The sequence below is a fragment of the Flavobacterium rhamnosi genome, assembly GCF_048286515.1.
GTDB lineage: Bacteria > Bacteroidota > Bacteroidia > Flavobacteriales > Flavobacteriaceae > Flavobacterium.
Map to the genome: position 1 here is coordinate 99,695 of NZ_JBLVPS010000013.1, position 24,076 is coordinate 123,770.

Annotated in this window: 28 protein-coding genes; 13 read left to right on the plus strand and 15 right to left on the minus strand. The window is 36.0% G+C overall.

All coding sequences use genetic code 11. The features are described from left to right. Window positions 1-11 precede the first annotated feature (11 nt). Genes ACNQGN_RS11950 through ACNQGN_RS11960 form a run of 3 tightly spaced genes read left to right on the plus strand, consistent with a single transcriptional unit; the run spans window position 12 to window position 2,252 of the window. The gene (locus tag ACNQGN_RS11950) at window positions 12-452 is read left to right on the plus strand and encodes a sterol desaturase family protein (protein WP_417988061.1); all 441 of its coding nucleotides are present in this window, start codon (window positions 12-14) and stop codon (window positions 450-452) included. 43 nt (window positions 453-495) lie between these two features. Beyond that, window positions 496-957 carry an SRPBCC family protein gene (locus tag ACNQGN_RS11955; protein ID WP_417988062.1) on the plus strand — a complete coding sequence of 154 codons (462 nt, stop codon included), beginning with the start codon at window positions 496-498 and terminating at the stop codon, window positions 955-957. Then, entirely contained in the window at window positions 957-2,252 is a 1,296-nt protein-coding gene (locus ACNQGN_RS11960; protein ID WP_417988063.1) for a cryptochrome/photolyase family protein, read from the plus strand. Before ACNQGN_RS11955 ends, ACNQGN_RS11960 begins: the two co-directional genes overlap by 1 nt. A gap of 33 nt (window positions 2,253-2,285) precedes the next feature. Here ACNQGN_RS11960 and ACNQGN_RS11965 read toward each other — a convergent pair whose 3' ends face one another. From ACNQGN_RS11965 to ACNQGN_RS11985, 5 genes are all read right to left on the minus strand, one after another. Continuing rightward, window positions 2,286-3,704, minus strand: a complete 1,419-nt coding sequence (locus tag ACNQGN_RS11965) for an SDR family oxidoreductase (RefSeq protein ID WP_417988064.1) — start codon at window positions 3,702-3,704, stop codon at window positions 2,286-2,288. Window positions 3,705-3,839: 135 nt separating this feature from the next. Further along, window positions 3,840-4,451 carry a GTP cyclohydrolase I FolE gene (gene folE, locus ACNQGN_RS11970; RefSeq protein WP_417988065.1) on the minus strand — a complete coding sequence of 204 codons (612 nt, stop codon included), beginning with the start codon at window positions 4,449-4,451 and terminating at the stop codon, window positions 3,840-3,842. A gap of 38 nt (window positions 4,452-4,489) precedes the next feature. Continuing rightward, window positions 4,490-5,173, minus strand: coding sequence for an SDR family NAD(P)-dependent oxidoreductase (locus ACNQGN_RS11975; protein ID WP_417988066.1), 684 nt, complete (start codon window positions 5,171-5,173; stop codon window positions 4,490-4,492). A gap of 150 nt (window positions 5,174-5,323) precedes the next feature. After that, window positions 5,324-6,631 (minus strand): ABC1 kinase family protein, encoded by a 1,308-nt coding sequence (locus ACNQGN_RS11980; RefSeq protein ID WP_417988067.1) that lies wholly within the window; start codon window positions 6,629-6,631, stop codon window positions 5,324-5,326. Beyond that, the gene (locus ACNQGN_RS11985) at window positions 6,631-7,290 is read right to left on the minus strand and encodes a TetR family transcriptional regulator C-terminal domain-containing protein (RefSeq protein ID WP_417988068.1); all 660 of its coding nucleotides are present in this window, start codon (window positions 7,288-7,290) and stop codon (window positions 6,631-6,633) included. The genes ACNQGN_RS11980 and ACNQGN_RS11985 overlap by 1 nt, the downstream gene beginning before the upstream one ends. 119 nt (window positions 7,291-7,409) lie before the next feature. Here ACNQGN_RS11985 and ACNQGN_RS11990 point away from each other — a divergent pair, with 119 nt between their 5' ends. Then, the gene (locus ACNQGN_RS11990; protein WP_417988069.1) at window positions 7,410-8,324 is read left to right on the plus strand and encodes a TIGR01777 family oxidoreductase; all 915 of its coding nucleotides are present in this window, start codon (window positions 7,410-7,412) and stop codon (window positions 8,322-8,324) included. A gap of 2 nt (window positions 8,325-8,326) precedes the next feature. Here ACNQGN_RS11990 and ACNQGN_RS11995 read toward each other — a convergent pair whose 3' ends face one another. The 4 genes from ACNQGN_RS11995 to ACNQGN_RS12010 all read right to left on the minus strand — a co-directional run bounded on the left by ACNQGN_RS11995 (window position 8,327) and on the right by ACNQGN_RS12010 (window position 11,332). After that, on the minus strand, window positions 8,327-8,866 hold the full coding sequence (locus ACNQGN_RS11995) for a YceI family protein (protein WP_417988070.1): 540 nt from the start codon (window positions 8,864-8,866) through the stop codon (window positions 8,327-8,329). Window positions 8,867-9,040: 174 nt separating this feature from the next. Beyond that, window positions 9,041-9,589 (minus strand): acyl-CoA thioesterase, encoded by a 549-nt coding sequence (locus tag ACNQGN_RS12000; RefSeq protein WP_417988071.1) that lies wholly within the window; start codon window positions 9,587-9,589, stop codon window positions 9,041-9,043. A 1-nt stretch (window position 9,590) separates the two neighbouring features. Beyond that, window positions 9,591-9,956: a 6-phosphogluconate dehydrogenase gene (locus tag ACNQGN_RS12005; protein ID WP_417988072.1), complete on the minus strand. Its 366-nt coding sequence runs from the start codon at window positions 9,954-9,956 to the stop codon at window positions 9,591-9,593. 5 nt (window positions 9,957-9,961) lie between these two features. Continuing rightward, window positions 9,962-11,332, minus strand: a complete 1,371-nt coding sequence (locus ACNQGN_RS12010; RefSeq protein WP_417988073.1) for a DNA recombination protein RmuC — start codon at window positions 11,330-11,332, stop codon at window positions 9,962-9,964. 137 nt (window positions 11,333-11,469) lie between these two features. Between ACNQGN_RS12010 and ACNQGN_RS12015 the strand changes: the two genes are divergently transcribed. Then, a complete protein-coding gene (locus tag ACNQGN_RS12015) occupies window positions 11,470-12,123 on the plus strand; it encodes a Pr6Pr family membrane protein (protein WP_417988074.1) in 654 nt (217 codons plus the stop codon). A gap of 67 nt (window positions 12,124-12,190) precedes the next feature. Here the strand turns inward: ACNQGN_RS12015 and ACNQGN_RS12020 are convergent, their stop codons facing one another. Then, entirely contained in the window at window positions 12,191-12,556 is a 366-nt protein-coding gene (locus ACNQGN_RS12020; RefSeq protein WP_417988075.1) for a hypothetical protein, read from the minus strand. A gap of 170 nt (window positions 12,557-12,726) precedes the next feature. On the opposite strand from ACNQGN_RS12020, the gene ACNQGN_RS12025 reads away from it, so the two are divergent. From ACNQGN_RS12025 to ACNQGN_RS12035, 3 genes are all read left to right on the plus strand, one after another. After that, a complete protein-coding gene (locus ACNQGN_RS12025) occupies window positions 12,727-13,302 on the plus strand; it encodes a pseudouridine synthase (RefSeq protein ID WP_417988076.1) in 576 nt (191 codons plus the stop codon). A 31-nt stretch (window positions 13,303-13,333) separates the two neighbouring features. Beyond that, window positions 13,334-13,789 carry a tRNA (cytidine(34)-2'-O)-methyltransferase gene (locus tag ACNQGN_RS12030; protein WP_417988077.1) on the plus strand — a complete coding sequence of 152 codons (456 nt, stop codon included), beginning with the start codon at window positions 13,334-13,336 and terminating at the stop codon, window positions 13,787-13,789. A 108-nt stretch (window positions 13,790-13,897) separates the two neighbouring features. Then, window positions 13,898-15,508 (plus strand): class I SAM-dependent methyltransferase, encoded by a 1,611-nt coding sequence (locus ACNQGN_RS12035; protein ID WP_417988078.1) that lies wholly within the window; start codon window positions 13,898-13,900, stop codon window positions 15,506-15,508. 242 nt (window positions 15,509-15,750) lie between these two features. Here ACNQGN_RS12035 and ACNQGN_RS12040 read toward each other — a convergent pair whose 3' ends face one another. From ACNQGN_RS12040 to ACNQGN_RS12060, 5 genes are all read right to left on the minus strand, one after another. Next, window positions 15,751-17,136, minus strand: coding sequence for a vanadium-dependent haloperoxidase (locus tag ACNQGN_RS12040; RefSeq protein WP_417988079.1), 1,386 nt, complete (start codon window positions 17,134-17,136; stop codon window positions 15,751-15,753). An 80-nt stretch (window positions 17,137-17,216) separates the two neighbouring features. Continuing rightward, entirely contained in the window at window positions 17,217-18,083 is an 867-nt protein-coding gene (locus tag ACNQGN_RS12045) for a hypothetical protein (protein WP_417988080.1), read from the minus strand. A 246-nt stretch (window positions 18,084-18,329) separates the two neighbouring features. Next, window positions 18,330-19,112: an ABC transporter ATP-binding protein gene (locus ACNQGN_RS12050; protein ID WP_417988081.1), complete on the minus strand. Its 783-nt coding sequence runs from the start codon at window positions 19,110-19,112 to the stop codon at window positions 18,330-18,332. Next, window positions 19,112-20,143: an iron chelate uptake ABC transporter family permease subunit gene (locus tag ACNQGN_RS12055; protein ID WP_417988082.1), complete on the minus strand. Its 1,032-nt coding sequence runs from the start codon at window positions 20,141-20,143 to the stop codon at window positions 19,112-19,114. Before ACNQGN_RS12055 ends, ACNQGN_RS12050 begins: the two co-directional genes overlap by 1 nt. A gap of 1 nt (window position 20,144) precedes the next feature. Next, a complete protein-coding gene (locus tag ACNQGN_RS12060; protein ID WP_417988083.1) occupies window positions 20,145-21,287 on the minus strand; it encodes an ABC transporter substrate-binding protein in 1,143 nt (380 codons plus the stop codon). 97 nt (window positions 21,288-21,384) lie between these two features. Here ACNQGN_RS12060 and ACNQGN_RS12065 point away from each other — a divergent pair, with 97 nt between their 5' ends. The 5 genes from ACNQGN_RS12065 to ACNQGN_RS12085 all read left to right on the plus strand — a co-directional run. Then, complete coding sequence (locus ACNQGN_RS12065; RefSeq protein ID WP_417988084.1) at window positions 21,385-21,762, plus strand: DUF5522 domain-containing protein; 378 nt, start codon at window positions 21,385-21,387, stop codon at window positions 21,760-21,762. Between the two features lie 2 nt (window positions 21,763-21,764). Beyond that, window positions 21,765-22,280: a bifunctional adenosylcobinamide kinase/adenosylcobinamide-phosphate guanylyltransferase gene (gene cobU / locus ACNQGN_RS12070; protein WP_417988085.1), complete on the plus strand. Its 516-nt coding sequence runs from the start codon at window positions 21,765-21,767 to the stop codon at window positions 22,278-22,280. Continuing rightward, window positions 22,277-22,927, plus strand: coding sequence for a Dph6-related ATP pyrophosphatase (locus tag ACNQGN_RS12075; protein ID WP_417988086.1), 651 nt, complete (start codon window positions 22,277-22,279; stop codon window positions 22,925-22,927). The genes cobU and ACNQGN_RS12075 overlap by 4 nt, the downstream gene beginning before the upstream one ends. Before the next feature lie 75 nt (window positions 22,928-23,002). After that, entirely contained in the window at window positions 23,003-23,401 is a 399-nt protein-coding gene (gene tnpA, locus ACNQGN_RS12080; RefSeq protein WP_417988087.1) for an IS200/IS605 family transposase, read from the plus strand. Next, window positions 23,402-24,076, plus strand: a 675-nt coding sequence (locus ACNQGN_RS12085; RefSeq protein WP_417988088.1) for an RNA-guided endonuclease InsQ/TnpB family protein, incomplete at its 3' end; no start/stop codon positions are given.

Sequence of the window (24,076 nt, forward strand, 5' to 3'; positions counted from 1 at the left end):
AATAAAAAAAAATGATTTCTTTTTTAATTTTTTTGGGTGTTTTCCTTTTGATGGAATGTGTTACCTGGCTTACACACAAGTACGTTATGCACGGTTTGATGTGGTATTTTCATGCCGATCATCATCAACCTAAATATGCTGGTGTTTTCGAACGTAACGACTTTTTCTTTGTCATTTTCGCAATACCAAGCATCGTTCTTTTTTACTATGGAGTAGAAGGGGGAATAAACTATCTGTTTTTTATAGCCCTGGGAATCACATTTTACGGATTTTGTTATTTCATGATTCATGATGTCCTGATCCATCAACGATTTAACTGGTTTAGAAACACAAATAACAAGTATTTAGTAGGGTTGCGCAAAGCACATAAAGTGCATCATAAACATTTGGGTAAGGAAGATGGCGAGTGTTTCGGAATGCTATTCGTGCCTTTCAAATACTATAAAATTTAAAAGAGACACCTGCGATACCGATTAAAAATTAAAATTAAGACAGATGAAACTCTATAAAAAAGAAACCGTTCAACAGGTGAATGCTAGTGTGGAAGAATGTTGGGCTTTTTTTTCCAGTCCAAGAAATCTTCAAAAAATTACACCGGAAACAATGGGTTTCGAAATCACCGATTTCGACAATAAATCGATGTACGCAGGTCAGATTATACAATACAAAGTATCTCCTCTCTTAGGATTGAAATTGCCGTGGGTAACTGAAATTACATTTGTAAAAGAAAATAGCTATTTTATCGACGAACAACGTTTTGGACCTTATGCGTTGTGGCATCACAAACACTTTTTTGAAGCAACTGAAAACGGTACAAAAATGACTGATTTAGTTCACTATGCTTTGCCTTTGGGTTTCATCGGCCGTATTATGAATGCCTTGGTGGTCAAAAATAAATTGAAAGTCATATTTGATCATAGACGCCTGATGGTAGATCAAATGTTTAATACTAAATAATGGAAAAGCAAGCGGTGTCTTTTTTTTGGTTCAGACGCGATTTACGTCTGGAAGATAATGTTGGATTATTCCATGCTTTGCAATCGATATATCCTGTTATTCCATTGTTTGTTTTTGATGATTCCATTTTAGACAGTTTGCCGAAAAATGACGCCAGAGTAGGTTTTATTCACGAATCACTTTCGATAATAAATACAAAACTGCACGCTATAGGAAGTTCTCTTTTGGTGAAACAAGGAACGACTATTGCAGTTTGGCAAGCACTCCTTCAAGAATTTGACATCAGGGAAGTTTTTTTTAATAAAGATTATGAGCCTTATGCGATACAACGTGATATCGTTATTTGTGAATTATTGGAAGCAAACACTGTGATTTCCTATTCTTTCAAAGATCAGGTTATTTTCGAAGAGAAAGAAATTACAAAATCTGATGGATTGCCGTACACTGTTTATACCCCCTTTAAAAATAAATGGCTGGAAAAATACAAATCAGAGGCTCCTGTTTCCCAATATGATGCTACAATTGCTTTTTGTAATTTTCACAAAAACAAGTTTGTTTTTCCCTCTTTAGCACAAGTAGGGTTTGAAGAAAGTCCTATAAAAGTAAAGCCGCACAACTTAGAATTTGTTGCGGATTACCAAAATATAAGGGATTTTCCAGCTTTGGATAAAACCTCTTATCTTTCCCCACACCTGCGTTTTGGAACCGTAAGCATCCGAAAATTAGTCAATTGGGCATTTCACAAAAATGATGTTTTTTTGAGTGAACTGATTTGGAGAGAATTTTTTATGCAAATTTTATTTCATTTTCCAAAAGTGGTCACTCATAACTTCAAATCGGCGTATGATGGGATTCAATGGATGAATAACGAAGAAGATTTCAAACGCTGGTGTACCGGAACCACAGGTTATCCTATGGTTGATGCCGGAATGCGCCAGCTTAATGAAACGGGATACATGCACAATAGAGTTCGAATGGTTGTGGCAAGTTTTCTATGCAAGCATTTATTAATCAACTGGCAGTGGGGCGAAGCCTATTTTGCAGAAAAACTATTGGATTACGATTTGTCTGCCAATGTAGGAAACTGGCAATGGGCCGCTGGAACAGGTTGCGATGCGGCACCTTATTTCAGAGTTTTTAATCCTGAGATACAACAAAAAAAATTCGACGAAAAAGGGAGCTACGTCCGTAAATGGATTGCGGAATTCGATTTGGGATATGGTAAACCTATGGTAGAGCATGCTATGGCTAGAGACAGAGCGATTGCAACTTATAAGGCCGGAATTTTGAAGTAATTTTTCTCTTGTTGCTGATCTTTGTTGTAGATGTTACTTAATCAACTTATTGAGCATGCCCTCGAAAATGAATCCGTGAAAAGGCAAAACGGAATACCAATATAATTTCCCCAACACTCCTCGGGGTCTAAAAGTAGCTGATTGATACAAAGTGTTATTGATAATTTTGAACTCAAGCCAAGCCTCACCAGGTAATTTCATTTCTGCAAATAAGATTAGTTTTCCCTCTTCTTTGTTGGCATACAATACACGCCAAAAATCTAAAGCGTCACCGGAATGAATATCGTGGCGGTTCGTTCTTCCTCTTCGGGAGCCTACACCACCATATAATTTGTCTATAAAACCACGCAGATTCCACAACCAATCTCCATAATACCAACCTATTTCTCCACCGATTGACCAGATTTTAGCGATGGTATATTCTCTGTTTTCAATTTCTTTTTTTCGTCGGTCGATGAAACAACCTTTTTTCGGAACCTTTAAATAACCGGAAATATTGCTGCTGAATCGTCCGCTGACTAATGAATCTTTCCAGCTTGAAGCTACTTTATCTTCGTCCACTTTTATCAATGCACGAGAGAGGGCCTGTTTATAAGACATGGGGTGCAACTGCAGTAATTCATTTATTTTATGGTCCCGGCAAACGACTTCGACTTTCATACTGCTCACCAATGCTGATGCCAGTTTATAGGAAGTTGAAGTAACAAAATAAAGCCAGTACGATGATAATTTTGGAGTCATTACGGGAATGGTAAAAATATATCGTTTTAGGTTTTTAGCTTCGGCATAGCCCAATAGCATTTCTTTGTAGGTTAATACATCCGGCCCGCCAATATCAAAACTCTGATTGTAAGTGAAAATATTTAACAATGATTTTGATAGAAAATCAAGTACATCTGGTATGGCAATCGGCTGGCATTTGGTGTTGAGCCATTTTGGGGTAATCATAACGGGTAGTTTATTCACTAAATCCCGAATGATTTCAAAAGATGCGCTACCGGAACCCACTATAATTCCAGCTCTTAAGGTGGTTACTGCAAAAGCTCCAATATTTAAAATATCTTCCACTTTTTTTCTGGATGCTAAATGTTTCGATAGCGTATGGTCATTTATAATCCCGCTGAGGTAAATGACTTGCTGTACATTAGTTTCATTTATTCTTTGCACAAAATTCAATGCAGATGCGCTTTCTAATTCGTCATAATTATCAGCGGAGCCAGACATGGAATGTATCAAATAATAGGCTGCGTCTATATGCTTTGGAATTGCTTTTAATGTTTCCGGTTCCAGAAAATCGACTTCAATTAAGGAAACACTTTTTTGAAATTCTGCCGGACAGTGAAACCTGTTTTTGTCTCTTACACAACAGATTATTTCGTGTCCTTGTGTCACTAAGATAGGTAAAAGCCTTTTTCCAATATAGCCTGTTGCACCTGTTAGAAGAATTTTCATGGTTCGTGTTTTTAAAGTAAGCAACTTTTTCTGGACACTAAATTGTATAACTTTAGTTGGTCCACTTTTTCTTTAGGTCTTAGTAATTTTGGAACACCCTTGAAAATAGCAAAGGGAATTGCCGTACTATTAAACTTAACTCAATTTATTGGAAACTAAACTGATAAATTCTTTTCTGGTCTTGTCTTTCTCAAAAGCACCGGTAAAAGAGGAAGTTGTTGTACTTGAGTTTTGTTTTTGAATCCCTCGCATTTGCATGCACATGTGTTGTGCTTCAATCACAACTGCAACACCTAGCGGGTCTAATGCTTCCTGGATACAGTTTTTAATCTGATCGGTCAATCTTTCCTGAACTTGCATTCTTCGGGCAAAAGCATCTACTACTCTTGGGATTTTACTTAAACCGACAATTTTTCCGTTTGGAATATAAGCCACGTGTGCTTTGCCAAAAAAGGGTAGCATATGGTGTTCACACATCGAATACACTTCGATGTCTTTAACTATAATCATTTGTTTATGGTCTTCGGTAAACATAGCTGATTTAAGGATTTCCAGCGGATCTAATCCATATCCATGTGTCAGATATTGCATCGCTTTGGCTACGCGTTCCGGTGTTTTTTCAAGACCTTCTCTGTTGACGTCTTCCCCTAAATTATAGAGTATCGTTTTATAATTATCGGCTAATGATGCCGTTATTTCTGTATCATATTGTTCAATTTTTTCGTAGCTTTTTATTTCTTTTATCATTTTATGCTATGTTTCAATTTGTGGTTTTCCTGTTATTTTTACATTTTAAAAGTTACTATTCCATAATCCATCTCAAATACCTGACCTGAAATCGACTTAGAATTTTCAGAGATCAGGAAATTGGCCATATTGGCCACTTCTTCCGGTTTTAAATATCCTTTCATCGGATGGCGTTCCACCATACTTTCTTTCATTCGGTCATTTCTCAAAATAGTTGCGGAAAGCGACGTTTCTGTAATAGTAGGAGCAATGGCATTTATCCTTACTGCCGAAGCCAGTTCGGCTCCCAACGATTTAACTAATCCTTCGACGCCTGCTTTTGCTGTTGCAATACTCGCATGAAAAGGCATTCCTAATTTTGCTGCTACTGTACTGAATAAAATAATGGACGGATCAGTTCCTTTTTTCAAAACTGGTAAATATTTCTGGATTGTTTTTACGGCTCCAATGACATTGATTTCAAAATCATTTCTAAAATCATCAATACTTAAACTTGTAATCGGTTTTAAGGTTATAGAACCCGGACAATAAATTAAGGTATCTATTTTTTCGATCTCTGGAAGCGTATCAACCAATACATCTACTGTGTAATGAATTAAATTAGGATGGGAAACCTCTGGAGCATTTCTACTGATATTATGAATTAAATTAGTTTTTAATTGCTGTACTAAAATAGCATTTCCAATTCCTTTGCTTCCGCCAATGATTACTATATTTTTCATATTATCCAATCGGTTATTTGAAATCCGTTTTGTTTATTTCTGTCTTTACAATAGTTAACATCGTCCCGGACTTTTTTCCGTTTTTTTTCTGCCAATGAAATGAAGGTTTACAAACCAAACCCATTTTTGAAGGCAGATTTGCTTTTTTTACTATTTATATTTTTCATATTCATTGACAACAATGGCTGCTTTCAGATCAAACATCAAATTGTACAATCCGAAAAATGTTCGGTTCATATAGATAAAGTGTTTAGAACCCCGGCTGCCATTCATTTTGCGAAGGGTGGTGTCTTTAGAAAATCGTTCTCCTAATTTTGCAATGCTTTCAAAAAAGGTTTCATCTGAGAAATCGAAAGTTTTTTCTTGAAATGGTTTGGTAAATAAGGATAGTAAATCATGGAACATTTCAGTGAAGTAACTTACTTCTTCTTTTGAATCGTCTTTTCGGAGAATTTCTAATTCAATTAATTTCGCATTGAATAGTTTGGCGTCATTTATTACTTTTTTGTCAATCAACTCAAAATACGGTTGGTAGAAATCATTTGGAATTTGTTTCATGCAGCCAAAATCCAATGCAACTAATTGGTTTTCTTGGTTTACCAAGAAATTTCCAGGATGAGGATCTGCATGTACCTTTTTTAGGATATGAATCTGATACATATAGAAATCCCACAATGCCTGACCAAGTTTGTCAGCAATTACCTGATCTGAATTTTTAGTGGTAAATTCAGAAAGATGGATTCCTGTCATCCAGTCCATAGTGATAATCTTCTCTGAAGAATAGTCCGAATAGTAATTGGGAAAGATCAGGTTATCAATTTTTTTGCATGCCGCAACAACCTCCTGACTTTGTTGTAGTTCCAATACATAGTTGGTCTCTTCGATTAGTTTGTCTTCTACTTCTTTAAAATACTTATCTGAATCTTTTCCCTGAAGATTAAACATTCGGATAGCTATAGGCTTAACCAAAGCCAAATCGGAAGAAATACTATTGGCTACGCCGGGATATTGGATTTTTACAGCCAGCTTTTTTCCGTCTTTTACCGCAAGATGAACTTGTCCGATACTTGCTGCATTAACAGAGTTGGCATTGAACTCATCAAAAATCTCATAAGGTGTTTTGCCAAAATTGGCCTTGAATGTTTTCAAAACCAGTGGCGATGAAAGCGGAGGAACTGAAAACTGTGACAAAGAAAATTTTTCTACATACGCCTGAGGCAAAAAATTTTTGTCCATACTTAGCATTTGCGCTACTTTCAATGCACTTCCTTTTAGACGTTTTAGCCCGTCGTAAATATCTTCCGCATTGTCTTCGTTGAGTTTATCGCGAGTTAAATCAGTGTTGACCATTTTTTCGCCATAATATTTTAGGTAATTTACGCCAATTTTAGCTCCGGTCTGCACCAGTTTTGTAGCTCTTTCAATTTTTGACGTAGGGATGTAGTCGATACTTTTCATTATTTTTTGTATACTTTTTCTTTGAAAAGAAATTTTCCAAAATCGATTAGGCTGTCAAGTGGTGCTGTATTCATTAATTCAAAGGTGACTTTTACCGACTTCTCAATATAGAGGTCTGTTTTCTCAAAAGCAGGTGAGGAATCTTCCATCCAGAATTTCAGGGTCAATAAAAGTTGGATCCACGAAGTTTCCTGAATAGCTTTCTCCTGAAAGTTTTGAAATTTTTCCTGTTTGATTCGGTATTCATCTGAAGTAATTTCTGCAACATAGTTTTTGAAACTGTTTCTCAAACCGGAAAGTTGCACTAAATTTTTCAGTTCATTTTGATGCTGTGTCAAAGTCATGATGACATAGCTTCGATTAGCTGATAATAATTCGAAGAAAGTAAAGTAAAAACTTAACATTTTACTTTTCATATCGTAGGTTTCATAGTTTTGGTCTTTCTGTAATAATTCGACCGTTTTTTCAAGAAACATTTTGAAGATTTCTTTCTCTACACTTTCCATGGTTCCGAAAAAATTGTAAAACTCGGTTTCCGAAAAGTTATTCATCTTTGCAAAATGATAAACGGATTTAGGTTTTTCATTATTTTCCAATGTATAATTCATATACATAGAAACTATTTTCTCCTTTGTTATTGTTGATTTTTTAATAGCCATCTTTACAGTATTTCAAATTAGAGCATAAAGATACTCAATGTTTAACAATAATTTAATAATGTTAAACAAAAATTAATGTTAATGTTTTTATCGCTCGAAATGATTAGCTTTGTTTTGTTATGAAGAAAAATATACTAATAAGCGGAGGCTCAGGATTTATAGGTAAACACTTGACTGATTTGTTAATTGAGAAAGGATTCTCAGTTTCTATATTGAGTAGGAGTGATAAAAAAAACACTGGTGATATCTCTTATTTTAAATGGGATGTTTCCAATCATAGTATTGATGAAGCCGCCGTATTAAATGCGGACTACGTAATTCATTTGGCGGGTGAAAATATCGCAGAAAAAAGATGGACCACAAAACGTAAAGCTGCAATAATTGACAGCAGAATACAATCAGTACAGTTGATTTATTCTGTTTTGAAAAAAAATAATAAAAAATTGGATGCCTTTGTTTCTGCTTCTGCCGTAGGGATTTATGGTGCTGTAAACGGAATGGAAATTTGTACGGAAGAGACACCTCCAGCTCATGATTTTTTGGGCGCTACTTGTCAAAAATGGGAAGGTGCCAGCGATTTCATTGAAAACCTGCGTATTCGCACCGTGAAAATTCGCACGGGATTAGTGTTAGGGAAAAATGATGGCTTTTTAAAGAAGTTGATTCCTATTTTTAAGTATCGATTGGGTTCCGTATTAGGTTCGGGTAAACAATATATGCCTTGGATACATGTTGATGATTTATGTGCTGTGTATCTTGAGGCAATTGTGAATGAGAATATGAATGGTCCTTATAATGCGGCCATTAATGATAATACGAACAATACAATTTTTTCAAAAACATTGGCGCGCGTTTTTGGGTACTCTATTTGGTTGCCAAATGTTCCAGCTTTCGTGTTGCGATTGGCAATGGGTGAAATGTCCAAAATAGTATTGAATGGGCGAAGAGTCTCCAGCGAAAAACTGGAGAAGTTAGGATTTCAGTTTCACTATACAAACTTAGAGCAAGCTCTTAGGGATTGTTTAACGAAATAGCTTTATTGTAAAACACAATAAAGCTGGGTATTTACATTTTTGGATATTTTGCTGCGTACGATGTTCGGAATTTCAATTTTAAAATCATCGGTATTTAGCGGAAAATTAGAAACAAGCTCAATTCCTTGAGTTCCTTTTTTAATCTTACCAATGACTATGATTTTTTTTGATTTCCCATGAATGGTGATTTTCCCTTTAATCAGGTATTCGTTTGCAGTTGAGTTTACATTTTTCAAATCAAATTTTTCGATAATACCTTTGAAAATGGCTTTAGGGAAGCGATTACTCTCCATATAATTAGCATTAAAATGACGCTCCATTAAACTTCTTTCAAATTGAAAATTTTTGATAAAAGCCAAACAGGTTATCTCCCCTGTTTTGGTTATTAAAACACAGGATATTTTTTCATTTATCGCTTCTACTTCTTCAAAAAAAGGGACAGAGGCTTCAAAATTAATGATTCCTTTAGTAGTGGTCATTTTTTCTTGTGCACTAGTTGTATTAGCAATAAGAGTTAGGAATAAGAGTATGATTTTTTTCATAATCGTTTATGAATTAAACTACTTAAAGTTACAAAATTTCAAGTAAATAAACTTACGATTATGGAAGAAATAACCCGATTAGCACTGCTATTTTTATACAGGAGCGTTTGTTGTTTTATTTCTGATTTTTAAATGCGATACAGCTAATTCCAGGCAAAAAAGGAGACTTAAAAATTACTTTAAGTTTAACTGAACATTGAATTTCTTCAGGCTGGCAAGTGATTCAGCAGAACTATAATCAAACTCTTCTTCGTGCAGGTCTTTTTCCTTTTTTAAGGCAATTTGTTTGATGCAATTGCAAAAACGGCGTACCTCATTCATAGTAGATAAAATGAGCCCGGGAACAAGCATACTTTTGCCTTCTTTGTCTTTGGCAACCATCGTAAAATAGGAAGAATTGCAATGTTTTATTTTTCCCGTTTGAATATTCTCGGCTTCTACCCGAATACCTATAATCATAGAACTATTGCCAACATAATTGACACAGGCTTTCATCGTAACGAGTTCGCCTACTTCGATTGGTTTAAGGAAATTTACTGTGTCCACTGAAGCGGTCACACAATAATTCCCTGAAAATTTTGAGGCACAGGCAAACGCAATTTGATCCAATAGCGACAAAATGTAACCACCATGAATTTTTCCGCTAAAATTGGTGTGTGACGGTAGCATCAATTCTGAAATACTGATGTTTGAGGAAGCGACAGTTTTAAAGGTACGATTCATATTACTTTATTTTAAATGGGGAATTGACCATTTTTACGTCTGTTATGAAGTATCGCGTATCGCCCCACCAAGGGAATGTTCTGTACCGTTCCACGTAGCTCACCTGGACATATTTTCCCTCCATTTCTTTCAAATCTGCAATTACTTTTTCCTCACTGTCCAATATGGAGAAAGCAAAAATTTGTGCTCCGGAAATTCCCTGGCTAATTTCTCCTTCCCAGGTTTTGAAGGCAACTCCTTTATGACTCACTTTTATCAATTCACCGGAGCGCACTCCTTCGCTATAAGTTGCATTGTACAAAAAGGTAAAGTAACCGACTATGGACACCAGAATTATTGCGGTAAAAATCATTAAAAATTTTCTCATTTTGTTTAGTTTAAAAGTTGATTTTCGTCTTTTTCAGCTCTGTTTAATATGCTTTCCGGAAGTGCTTTCTTTGCTTTCGCTCCCATTTTTTTCAGTTTTTCCACACTCACAATCAGGTTTCCTTTTCCTTCTACGAGTTTGTTCATGGCGCCACTATATTCCATTTTACTTTCGTCTATTTTCTTTCCGATTTTGATCAAATCACCGACAAAGCCTTCAAATTTGTCATACAATGCGCCCGCTTGTCTTGCAATTTCCAAAGCGTTTTCCTGTTGCTTTTGGTTGGTCCACATGCTGTCGATAGTGCGTAAAGTAGCCAGAAGTGTAGCTGGTGTAACGATGACAATATTCTTCTCGAAGGCCTTGTTGTATAAAGTGGTATCCTCGTTGAGCGCCATAGCAAAAGCGGGTTCAATTGGGATAAATAGCAATACAAAATCAGGACTTTCAATTTGATATAAGTCTTGGTAGTTTTTATTGCCTAATTGTTCTACATGACGTTTGATGGAACTGACATGTTCTTTTAGAAACCCAATTTTAATAACGTCATCTTCCTCGTTAATGTATTTTTCATAGGCAGTTAAAGAAACCTTGGAATCGACAATCATCTTTTTACCGTCCGGTAGATTAATGACAACGTCCGGGAAAACGCGATTTCCATCCTCGGTTGTGAAGGCTTGCTGCACTTCATATTCACGGCCTTTCTCTAAGCCTGATTTTTCCAGAACCCGTTCTAAAACTAATTCACCCCAATTCCCCTGCATTTTACTATCCCCTTTCAAAGCCTTGGTCAGGTTGATGGTTTCCTTACTCATTTGGATATTCATTTCTTGTAACCCTAGAATTTGTTGTCTTAAAGCCGCATGATAGTCAATGCTTTCTTTGTGTGTATCCTCGACTTTCTTTTCAAATAATTGAATTTTATCCTGCAACGGCGATAGGATATTTTTCATATTTTCCTTATTCTGCTCCGTAAATTTATTGGATTTTTCGTCTAATATTTTGTTGGCGAGATTTTCAAATTCCTTCGTGAATTTTTCCTGAAGTTTTTCTACTTCTTCTTTTTGTTCCTTGTTGCGTTCCCAAAGATTTTCAAAATCCACTTCCTTTTTAGAAAGCTGGATCGCTAAGCTGTCTTTTTCGTTTCGAATACTTTCTTTTTCAGAACTGGTGTTTTCTAATTGCTTTTCGAAGGCCGTTTTGTCAATGGCGATCTGTTCTTTTTGTTGATTGAATTGAGAGGACAACGCAATCAGCTTTTCTTCTAAACTAATTTTTTCCGACTGAAATCGGGCAGCGAAAATAAGTTTGCCAATATAAATACCAATAGCGAGAGCAACGATGAAAATCAATAAAAACGGAAGCGTATTTGACATAGAATTTCTTTTTGTAAGTTTGTAAAAATAAACAAAAGTTTCCTTGTTTGCGTTCGGAAATTAAAATAGTATTTCAAGTTTTAGCATTCCTGAATTTGTAAATTTAACTATCGTTTAATTTTAATGTTTTTAGAATTATGCGGCATCAATCTTTAAAATTACATTCTCGTTTTTTTGCAATTATAGCTATTGTCAGTTGGTTTGCTGTTGTATTGCAATTGTATCTTATAATTTTGAATCGTGTTACTTCACTTAACGAAACGATTGTTCGGTATTTTAGTTTTTTTACAATTCAGTCGAATATTTTGGTGGCACTCTGTTTTACTTTTCTTTGGCTAAAGCCAAAATCCAAATGGGGACTATTTTTTTCGAAACCTAAAAATGCAACTGCAATTACTTTATACATCGTAATTGTTGGAATTGTTTATAATGGGATACTACGATTTTTATGGGCTCCAACAGGTGGGCAAAAAGTGGCGGATGAGCTGTTGCATTTGGTTGTTCCAATATTGGTTTTGGTTTTTTGGATCGCATTTGTTCCTAAAAGAGAATTGGAATTCAGAAATATCGTTGCGTGGTTAATTTTTCCTTTTGTGTATTTAGTTTATACGTTAGTTCGGGGTGCCTTTTTTGGTTCTTATCCTTATCCGTTTATCGATGTAAATCTTTTGGGATACAAGCAGGTGTTGCTCAGTAGTTTTTATATGTTGTTGGCTTTTCTTTTTATTGGAGTACTGTTGGTAAGTTGCGGTACCATCAGAACCAGAAAATCTAATAATCAATTGCGCTAATTCTCTAAAATAAAAAAGCCAATAAGAAGCGATGCACTTATTGGCGTATTAGAAACAAAATTAATAGTTATTCGTCCAGTTTTATATTTCCTCTGTCTTCCTGATTATCCGGATGTGAATTCGGATAGCGATTTGGAATTATATCTGAATTATGATCTTTATTCTCTACCATTTTTTTAGCTTGTTCTTCAGAAACATTTGCGGTATCAGAACTAAGGTTTTTAGGTGTGCTATCCTCATTCTGTTCTAGAGTTCCGTCAATATTGCGCGCTCTCTGAACAATTTTTTGATTTCCATGACTGTCGGTTTCTACCTCTGATTTCAGATGTGATACTTCAGGATTCGCATTTTTGGCTAGGTTCTGACCGCTAAATCCTTCGTTTATATTTTGCTTATTATTTGCCTTTTTTGATCCTAAATCGTTGCTTTCCATGCTCTTTAATTTAAAGTTAATACTGTTAACTTATATAATGATACGTCTTTTATTTGAGGCAATTCAATCATTTAACATAGCTTTTGGTTTGTTTAGGTAAATGTATCAGTGTGCTATTTTAAATCCTGCTAAAACAAAACTATCTTTGCAATCATAAAAAATAAAACAAAATGACTCATTCTCATTTCATCATTCACAAACCGTACGGGTATCTGAGTCAGTTTATTTACGAATTAAAAAGGAAAAAGAAACTGCTGGGAGAATTGTACGATTTCCCCAAAGGCACAATGGCAATTGGTCGTCTTGACGAAGATTCCGAAGGATTATTATTTTTGACTACCGATGGCATGACAAGCGAAATCATTCGTAGTAAAAAAGTAGACAAAGAATATTATGTTCAAGTCGATGGGATTATAGATCAGCAAGCCATTGAACAATTGCAAAAAGGTGTCGAAATAGGTTTCAATGGCACTAAATATACTACTAAACCATGTAAAGCGTTGCTGATAAACGAAATTCCTGATTTTGGAGCAAGAGGAAAAAAAATTCGCGATGAACGTCACGGCCCTACTTCTTGGGCTTCTATTACAGTTAATGAAGGAAAGTTTCGCCAAGTTCGTAAAATGACCGCTGCTGTTGGATTTCCAACCTTACGGTTGGTTCGCGTTCGAATAGGAAATGTATATCTCAATAATTTGCAGGCAGGTGAAGTCTTGGAGGTTTCCGATTTCCAAATGCAGCAATAAACAAAATTACCTAATAAACAAATAAGCAAGTATGTTAAACATTGTTTTAGTAGAACCTGAAATACCAAATAACACTGGGAATATTGGCCGCTTGTGTGTGGGTACCGAAAGCCGTTTACACTTAATTCATCCTTTTGGGTTTGTTATCAACGATAAAAACCTAAAACGTTCCGGTTTGGATTATTGGGTGCATCTTGATGTAACTGAATATCAAAATGTAGCCGAGTGGAAAGCGCAGATTCCGGATTTATCCAGAGTTTTTCTGATGAGTTCCCATGCTGAAAAATCGTATTTGGAAAATGATTTTCTGGACGGAGATTGGTTGGTTTTTGGAAAAGAAAGCAAAGGTTTAAACGAAGCTGTTTTAAGCGAGTTTCCCAATCATTTGACCATTCCGATGTCACCACTAATCAGAAGTTTTAATATTGCAAATTCTGTGGCGTTTGTCATTGGCGAGGCAAAGCGGCAAATAAGTACTAAACGCTAAGTTGAAAATTGTAAAAAAGTAAGGTATTATTATGGCTGAAATTTCATATATTTGAGTAGGTCATTCTGGTTCTAATTGTGTTTTTTCTCCTTTAAAACTTACTTTTATATGATTGATAAAGTTATCCTCAGAAGTACCATTTTCAGACATTTGGATGGTTTGGTTACCGCTCCCGTAGCGTATGTTTTGGATGAAAAAGGAGTGCTGTCCTATATTCTTGACAAAAAAGAAGTGACGCTGATGGAACTGAGCTCGCAGTTCAAAGCCAATGAAGGTTATCTCAATGTTGGTTTGCGCGTTTTATGCTCTCAAGGCTTCCTGAATTATCATATCAATACGACTACCGATCAGATTAAATTTAGCATAAACGATAAAAGCGAGATTGCTTTTTCGTTGTTCTATCTGTATGAAGATGTTCTTGATTTACTGCATTTTACAATGCAATTTCGAACGCGGCTATTAGATGACATCCCCTTTATCAGATTGGGCCTAATTTTCGATTTGTATAAAAATAATTATGGAATTTCATTTTCCAATGATCCCGCAATTAATGAAATTCAGAATCAGATTTTAACCCATATTGAAGGTTGTCTGGTTGGCCCGATATTAGTGCGACTTGGTATGAGCGGGATGTTTCATAAGTATTTTATGGAAATTTCCTTCCGCCCGGAAGAATTTCATAAAGCACCCGAAAATTTCAAAATAATACTGGATTTCTTTGTGGATTTGGGTTGGTTTACCCAAAAAAAAGGCAATTATCAGTTTACGGAAAAAGGATTGTTTTTTGCCAAAAGAGCCACAGCGTACGGGGTAACAGTTTCTTATTTACCTACTTTCAGTAAAATAGAGGATTTGGTTTTTGGTAACCCAAATGTACTCCGAACCGTTGGCGAAGGACAGGATGAGATTCATGTAGATCGAGAAATGAATGTATGGGGAAGCGGAGGGGCACACGACACTTATTTTAAAGTCGTAGATGAAATAATCATTAAATTATTTAATTTGCCAATAGAAGACCAACCCAAAGGAATTCTGGATATGGGTTGTGGCAATGGAGCATTCATAGAACATATTTATAATGTAATCGAAAGGCAGACCCTGCGTGGAAATATGCTGGATGATTACCCTTTATTTCTTGTGGGAGCCGATTACAATCAGGCAGCTTTGAAAGTAACCCGTGCCAATCTAATCAAAGCCGATATTTGGGCCAAAGTGATTTGGGGTGACATAGGCAGACCGGATTTGCTAGCCAGCGATTTGTTGGAAAATTATACTATTGATTTGAAAGATTTGCTGAATGTAAGAACCTTTTTGGATCATAATCGGATTTGGGAAATGCCAAAAGAAATAACGAAAGATAGGGTAAGTCATTCAACAGGTGCATTTGCACACAGAGGAGAGCGGCTCAGTAATGGTTTAGTCGAAGATAATCTATTGGAACATTTGAAGAAATGGTCGCCTTATGTTCGGAAATTTGGGCTGCTAATGATTGAATTGCATACTATTGCCCCAACTTTGACAGCTGCTAATTTAGGCAAAACGGCTGCTACGGCGTACGATGCCACACATGGTTTTTCGGATCAATATATTGTGGAAATTCCTGTTTTGCATAAAATAGCTGCTGAGGCAGGGTTGTATCCTGATGTTAATTTTTTCAGGAGATTTCCGGATTCTAATAGCGCAACAGTGAGTGTGAATTTATTAAAAGGGAATGGTTAGCAAAATTAATAACCTGAATTCAATCCATAATTTATAGATTGAATTCAGGTTAGATATAAAGGTATAAAAAAATATTCCGCATACTTTTTAAACACTACCCGGAATGGGGAAATCGTTTTTTTTTTTTGCAGTAAAGAAAACGAAGTGCTTAATAGTATTAACAATGCTAATTGGCTTTTAAATAATAGTTTCATACTTCTTTATTTTGTTGTGATGAAAAATTGATTTGCTGTCAAAGCATGTTATTCCTCATTCTCCTGGAAATGATTATTAAATACATAATTACCAATATTTCTTCCCATTTTTTCTCCATCAACTACTGCTTTTCTAAAATACCAACCGCAATAAATCTTGCTTACAGAGTTGTCATTTGCCGCCTGCGAAAGACTGGAATAATGCAGCTTAGTTTCGGGTAATGTGGCACTGCTGAGGTTAATTGCTATTTCATCCGATCCAAAGAAAGAGTGTAATACAGCTGTAGTCACGCCTCCAAACATTGCAAAACTTGATGGATATTCAGGAATTGGAGGAGTGATAAATGTATTCGGTACTTCGGCTAGATAGGGAAGCCAATTGGCATCGGCCGCTGTATTGTCATTGCCGTCATTGTTAGCAAGAGGAACTGCGGTTTCGGGTCTCCAGGAATAAAAATGATATTTAGATTCCATTACCGAGTTGATACCATCGGCCATTGCAGTATGGATTAGGGCAAACAAACGGGCTGTTTTCCATGCATCCATTTTTTTAGTGGCAATTATATTTCTGGCAAGATTGTTCCAGATGATGGACGGTCTGCTCTCTGACCAGAATTTTGCCAGTATTTCTTCGTTAGCTGTTCTGATACCTCCAACTCTGGCACCCTTTTCTTTTATCTCATTGTAATCAGTTGTATAAGCGGCCGAGTTTACTGCATTTGGACCTGTGGGTCTAAATTGGTAATTACTTTGCACAACAAAAGGTTTTAATACGGTTCCCCAGTTGGGAATATTTTTCACTGTGAAAGGGGTTAGCGTGAGGACGCCATTCACCATAACATATCTAAGGGTGGAACGGTATTCACCTGGCTCATCTCCATCTGCAGGGCTGGCTGAAGTAATAATCACCTGCGTAAACCCGTCATTGGCACGGTTCGCAATAATGGCATCGGCAGCTTTTTTACCTAATGCTTTTCCAAGCTCTTCACTTTCTCCATCTGGAATGGTTGCCAGGCTTTCGCTATACCATGTATCGAGATGGAAATTGCCCTGTAAATTCAATCCTTTGATGGCCCAGTAGGCTGCACTTGCAACGGCTGCATCAGGCGATGCAAATTGTTCTCTTTCATTCTGCAATGCATAGCGTTGGTATTTGGGTTTAATACTGTTGAGTGCATCGTGTACGGCTATTTGGATCATAGCTAGTAAACGGGCACGTGTTGGCTGATTTCTGGGAGTGGCTACTACTGTCGCAGCTTTATCATTCCAATACAGGACCGTGTTATTTTCAGCAAAACCCGAGACTTTTATTTTTTTATCAAAAGTGGAAGTATTTATTTCTGTAGTATTCATGGGTAGATCTTCTTTGCCACAAGAAATAACTACTAAAAATAGAGCGAAACAGAGGGTTGCTCTTTTTAAAGGATTTTTCATGATCGTTAATTTAAATGAATATGTAAATTGTTAGAAAGAAAATTAAAATGAGGAAGTCTATTGAACTTCCCCATTTGTAATTAATTTGGTGTAGCTGCTCTGGCTACAAAATCACTTAGTGTTACGTAGGTATATCCCGTTACAGCATCATGATAAATGTTATATTTCGTAGGATAATTTCCCGCTTTTTCAAAATAGTCCGGTTGGGAATAATTGGCGCTAAAGTCAACATTGGAAAGTAAATAGTCTAAAGTGATCATGGGTTCAGTAAAAATAAATTTACCATTATAAGAACCATAAATCATAATTTTAGAAAAAGGAAGATGCGCTCCTAAATTTACAGGTAGCCAGTGTTTTCCCATTTGAGGTTCTGCAGTTGCCGGTCCAGGCGGAGTAAAATAATCTGCAGGCATGTAACCCGCAGCAGGATAGGTATTAAAAGCAGCATCGGTTTCTGGTGACCATGCCGGTATTGCGAGTTGCTCCTGGGCAGAAATCATATAAAAATGAATGTCAAAATGCGGTACATCAAAAACGCCTGGAGGTTCGTGACCCTCAGGATTCCAGTTAAGCCCAACATGATCAAAAGGAGTTAGTTGTGTTGCTTTAAGATGTAATGGAACAACAATTGTTGCATGTTCAGGAGGAAGTGTTTTACTATTAACGGTTTCCAAATTTTTAAAAGCTTCAGGAGTGATTTCAAGTCCTATCTCGTCAGGATGACCATTTGAATCCATACTTATCCACGAGCGAACTTTTCCGTAGCCAAGTGCAACTTGCGGACCTTTAAATACAGTAAGTTTACCGGAATTCGTTTTAGCGGTAAATGACGAGGATACATTCTGTTGTAAATCAGTATAAATCATTTCATCCTGACTGCAGGAAAAAAAGAAAAATAATGACCCCAAAACGATAATTTTCTTTGGCAATGTAAACAAATTTTCCATAATTAAAATTTTAAAAGATTGATTTTAATACTGTAGATAAGTTAAGCTTTGGGGGAAATAAAAAGAAGAACAAAAATACAACAAATACTATAACTATTTGATATTCAGTTTGTTTTATTTTTTTTGTATCAAGAATATTCTTCCGCTACTGTAAAACTTATAAATAGGAAAAATGGTTTTTTAAACTACAGATTTTATAAAGAAGATTTTTTATAAAAGCGTTGTGTTTTAGTAGTGAAGGGGAAACTAAACTATTATGAATTTTCCTTTATCAGCGTCAAAAACGATATGCTCATCTTTGAATAAAGTATTAAAACTTCCTTTTGAAATAAAATTACATGGTTCGTCTTGAAGTACTGTTTCAGGTGTCATAATAATCATTTCGTCACTCAATTGTATTGCCATATCAATATCATGAGTAGAAAATAAAATGCACTTGCCGGTTTCATGTGTGAGCTTTTTCAAAAGTTTGAATAAAGCAACTTTATGTAATAAATCCAAATGAGTTGTGGGTTCATCCAAAATTATTAACGGAGTATCTTGTGCCAATGCTCGTGCAATCAATACTTTTTGCAATTGCCCGTCACTGATTTCATAATGTTTTTTTGCGGCTAAATGGCTTATTTGTGTCAATGCCATCGCTTCGTTAACTTTGACAATATCAATATCAGATAAAGTTCCAATCCAATTGGTATAAGGCTGTCTTCCTAAAGCAATGAGTTCAAAAACAGTTAAATTACTTGGGGGCAATTTCTCTGTTAAAACAATACTCAGGTTTTGCGCTAAGTCCAATGGTTCATATGAGGTGATTTTCTTTTCATTTAAAAAAACATCGCCCAACAGCGGCTTTTGGATTCCGGTTATTGTTTTTAAAAGTGTTGATTTTCCAATACCATTTGCTCCGATTAAAGCAATCAGTTTTCCTTTTTTTAAAGAAATAGAAATATTGGAAGCAACTACAATTTTCTCTTTTTTATGAGAATAACCGATGCTAATTTGAGAAGCTTGTAAGAGGACTCTATTTTCCATTAGGCAATCATTTTTCGTTTTTTAACCAATAACCAGATTACCACGGGAGCACCAATTATTGAAGTCACAGCATTGATTGGTAAAATGATCTCCAATCCCGGTAATTCTGAAATTATGTCACAAATAAGCATAATTGAAGCACCGAAAAGTAGCGTACTCCAATACAAAACCGAATGATTACTGGTTTGAAATACTAATTTTGCTATATGGGGAACTGCCAGTCCAATAAAAGCAATTGGACCTGCATAAGCTGTAATGCTTCCCGCTAAAATACTTGTTGCGAAAATGATAATTAAGCGTGTTTTTCTAAAATTTAAACCTAAACTTTTAGCGTAGTTTTCACCCAATAACAATGCATTAAGTGGCTTTATGCTAAAGAGACTTAATACCAAGCCAATCCCAACACAAAAGGTCAGAATTACTATAGCGGACCAGGACAGGTTGCCTAAGTTTCCCATCGACCAAAAAGTGAATTTTTGCAATTGTTCTGCCGAACTAAAATAGGTAAGAACCCCTACTATCGCACTGGTAAAACTACCAAACATTAACCCCACAATTAAGATGGCCATTGTATCGCGTAACCGCTGAGAAACCATTAAAACGGCTAGTAATACAATAGAGCTTCCAAAAGTAGATGCTAAAACTACGCCATAGGAGGACAGTAAAACTGTACTTAAAAAAGGGGGGAGTAAGCTTGCTCCTAATAGTACGAAAGCAACACCCAGACTGGCTCCGGAACTCAATCCTAAAACATAGGGTCCTGCCAACGGATTTCTAAATAAAGTCTGCATTAGCAAACCACTAATAGATAACCCCATTCCAACAAGAACAGCAGTAATGGCTTTGGGTAAACGGTAGTTGATAATGATATATTCCCAAGTAGATTTACTGGCTTGACCACCGGTTAAACTATTGTAAATTTCTTTAAAAGGTATCGTGATGGAGCCAAAACTAATGTTTGTAAAAAACAATAGAACAAGCCCCAAAGTAAGCAGGAAAAATAGAATCGTATTTCGTTTTTGACTCGCCAATTTAATTTAGTTTTTGTGCAAAAGTAAAAGTATAGTTTGGAAGTAATTGAGGATGGAAGATTTTAATGTAATCTTTCAGCACCAAATCAGGTCGGCTTGGTGCTAATTCATAATAAATGGTTCCTCCTGTGGTGCCTAATTTACTTTCAAAAGTATAAACGTTTTTAGATTTTAAAGCGTCAAACTGGCTATAATGCGGATTGCTATTTTCGAATTCAGCAGCACTTTTAAAAGAACCTGTTGCGATCCAATATTGGGCAGTTTTTGCTTTTTCTAATATTTTTTCAAATGATAGGCTAAAACTACCTGTTCCTTCAACATTTGCCCAGAGATAATTCGCTTTGGCATCTTTCATGAATTGGGCTACCCAACTGTTTCCTCTTGCTACATACCATTGCTCCTGATACATAGATCCGTACAAAACGCTTGCTGTTGGTTTTTGGTTTTCCACTAATTTTATAGCATCATTGTAATTTTTAACGATTGCATCAAAAAGTGTTTTAGCTTCTTTTTCTTTACCAAATAAAGTACCATAAAGCTTGAGCCATTCTGCTTTTCCTAGCGGAGTTTGTTCCATCCAGTCCGCCTGGACAAGTACTTTAAGACCGCTTTTTTGTAAATTATCAATCATTGGATTGCTGTTGTCAACACCAAAGGTTACAATTAAGTCAGGTGCCAATTCAATAAGTTGCTCCATGTTTAATTTTTCGTTTTGTCCTATGTTTTTAACAGCACCGGCATCAATTAGTTTTCTGGTTTTTTCAGAAGAAACATAATCGGTATGCGGGAAGCCAACCAGCGATTTTTCAACTCCAAGCATTTCCAAAAAAGGAATATTAGTAGTAGAGGTAACGACAATCGACTGCAAAGGAACTTGAATTATGCTGTATTTTTGTAAGCTATCAGGAATGCTGCCGTTTTTTTCCTTTAGTATATAAGTGAAGTTTTTATTGGCTTCCGGCCAAGGATTTGAAACTGTTACCACCGAATATCCCTGATGCTTATAGATTGAAAGTCCCGAGGCATATTCGATTTCATTTTTTGAATTAGTACTTTCTTTTACGTTTGCGTTTTCGCTTTTTTTGCATCCAGCCAAAGTTGAAAAAGAGAAAACAAAAAGGCTTAATTTAAATAAAAATTTCATGATTTAATTTTTCGATAGCAACAAAGGTATACCAAATTTATAAAATTTCTTGTTTATTTTTAGTAGTAAAAAATTGAACAAATACTATCTTTACGAAATGAATAGCATTAAAGTTAAAAACTGTTCTACTTGCGGAACTCCTTTTAATTGTGGGGACACACCTGAAGGGAGCAAGTGCTGGTGTAACAATTTTCCGCCCATTTTTACACCGTCAGAAGTCGTGGATTGCCTCTGTCCCAGTTGCATTACAACTGCTTGTTCCAGTAAAATTGACCAGTATGTAGCGACACTGTCTTCTGAAACTGCACCGGATAATAAAGCTAAAGATTTACCTAAAACGACTAATCTCGTGGAAGGAATCGATTATTATTTAGAAAATGGAAATTATGTCTTCAAGGCTTGGTTTCATCTAAAAAGAGGCCATTGTTGCGCCAACGGATGCCGACATTGTCCCTATGGATTTAAAAAAATATAAAAATGATATATTTAATTACAGGCGGTGAACGTTCCGGTAAAAGTAGTTATGCGGAAAATTTAGCAAAAGAACAGTCGGAGAAACCGATATATGTGGCTACAGCCAGAAAATGGGATGATGATTTCCAAAAAAGAATAGATCGCCATCAAAAAGATCGCGACCAACGGTGGGTTAATATCGAAAAAGAAAAGAACTTGAGTGAAATTGATTTTTCGGGAAAAGTAGCTGTTGTGGATTGTGTTACGCTTTGGTTAACAAATTTTTTTGTAGATGCTAAAAATGATGTGTCCGTATGCTTAGAACAGGCTAAAGCTGAATTTGATGCCATTGCCAGGCAGGAGAATGCAACAATTATTATTGTAACCAATGAAATAGGGATGGGCCTTCATGCGGAAACTCATATTGGTAGAAAATTCACAGAACTTCAAGGCTGGATGAATCAATATATAGCTAAAGGTGCTGATACAGTTGTGCTAATGGTTTCTGGAATTCCTGTAACTATAAAAGGAAAAATATGAATTTCGTAACTTCATGGAGTGGCGGAAAAGACAGCTGTTATGCTATGATGCAGGCAGTTCAGCAAGGGTTTGTTCCAAAAGTGCTACTCAATATGATGAATGAAAACGGAAAAGTATCCCGTTCTCATGGATTGCCTTTGTCTGTATTGAATCAGCAGGCAAAAAAAATGCAGCTGCCCCTGGAGGGTATTCCTGCGACTTGGGATGCTTACGAAGCAAAATTTATTGCAGTTTTGAAAACACTGAAAGGCAGGTATGATTTAGAGGCCGCTGTTTTTGGTGACATCGATTTACAGGCGCATAGAGATTGGGAAGACAAAGTATGTGAGGCCGCTTCGCTAAAATCAATTTTGCCTTTGTGGCAGCAAGACCGAATTGTTTTGGTAAACCAGATGCTTGAAAACGATATTATAACGATGATAGTTTCTTGCAATACACTGATGGGAGAAAGTTATCTGGGTAGGATTTTGACTAAAGAATTAGCCCAGGAATTACACGAAAAAGGAATAGATCCTTGTGGGGAGAACGGGGAATTTCATACTTTGGTGCTTAATTGCCCGTTGTTTTCACAAGCGATTGAACTGCCTGTATTTACGATAATTTTTCAAGAAAGCCCCCATACACTTGGGTCTTTAGACGGGGGATGAATTGAAAATGCAAATACTTCTAATCATTTTAGATATAAAAGTGACAATTAAATACTTTTTTTATATATTTGTTTAATGGAAAAGCGATGGAGGAAAAGCAGAAGTGCTACATACAATATAGCCTATCATTTGATATGGTGTCCAAAATACCGTAGAAAGGTATTGATTAACGGTATTGATATTAGATTAAAAGAGTTGTTGAATGAAAAAGCGATTGAATTAGGTGTCGTGATTGAGAATATGGAGGTAATGCCTGACCATGTACATCTTTTTGTAAAATGCGAACCAAGTGATGCACCTCAATTTTTGGTGGGTCAATTTAAAGGATATTCTTCGAGAATTCTCAGAGATGAATTCCCAGAATTAAAATCAAAATTGCCTACGCTGTGGACTAGAAGCTATTTTGCGGAATCCGTAGGACATATTTCGGAGGCAACAATAAAAAAATACATAGAGGAACAAAAAAATATATAAATGATTAAAACCTACACATACAAGCTAAAACCAAATAAATCTGTAGAGCGCAAGTTCTATCAGTGGCTTGGTGTGTGTAGGGTGGTCTATAATTTGTCAAAAGAAGTTTCACAAACGTCATACAAAAGAGGTGTTTCGATGTCAAGTTATGACATCCAAAGTCAACTTCCTGATCTAAAGAAAGAAGTACCTTGGATCAACAATGTACATTCTCAAACCCTTCAAGCGGTCGTTGGTAGATATTCTGATTCAATGAAAAAGTTTTTCAAAGGAGCTGGTTTTCCAAAATGGGCGTCTAAAAAATCTTGGAAATCAGTTCCTTTCAAATCAATAAAAACAACGCATAATGCTTTCAAACTCCCTAAATTTGGAGCAGTAAAAGTGTTTAATTTCAAACAGCCGAAAGGCAATTTAAAAACAGCTACATTAATTCGGGAAGCTGATGGTATATACTTAAAAGTAGTTGTCGATGAATTCCAATCAAGAACTTTCTGTGAGAATCAAACAGTAGTAGGGATTGACATGGGAATAAAATACTTTATGATTTCATCAGAAGGCAATTTCACAGAAAACCCCAGACAGCTTCAATCAAAATTGAAGAAGTTGAGAATTCAAAGCAGAAAGCTTTCTCGTATGAAAAAAGGAGGTAAAAACTTTGTAAAACAAGTAATTGTC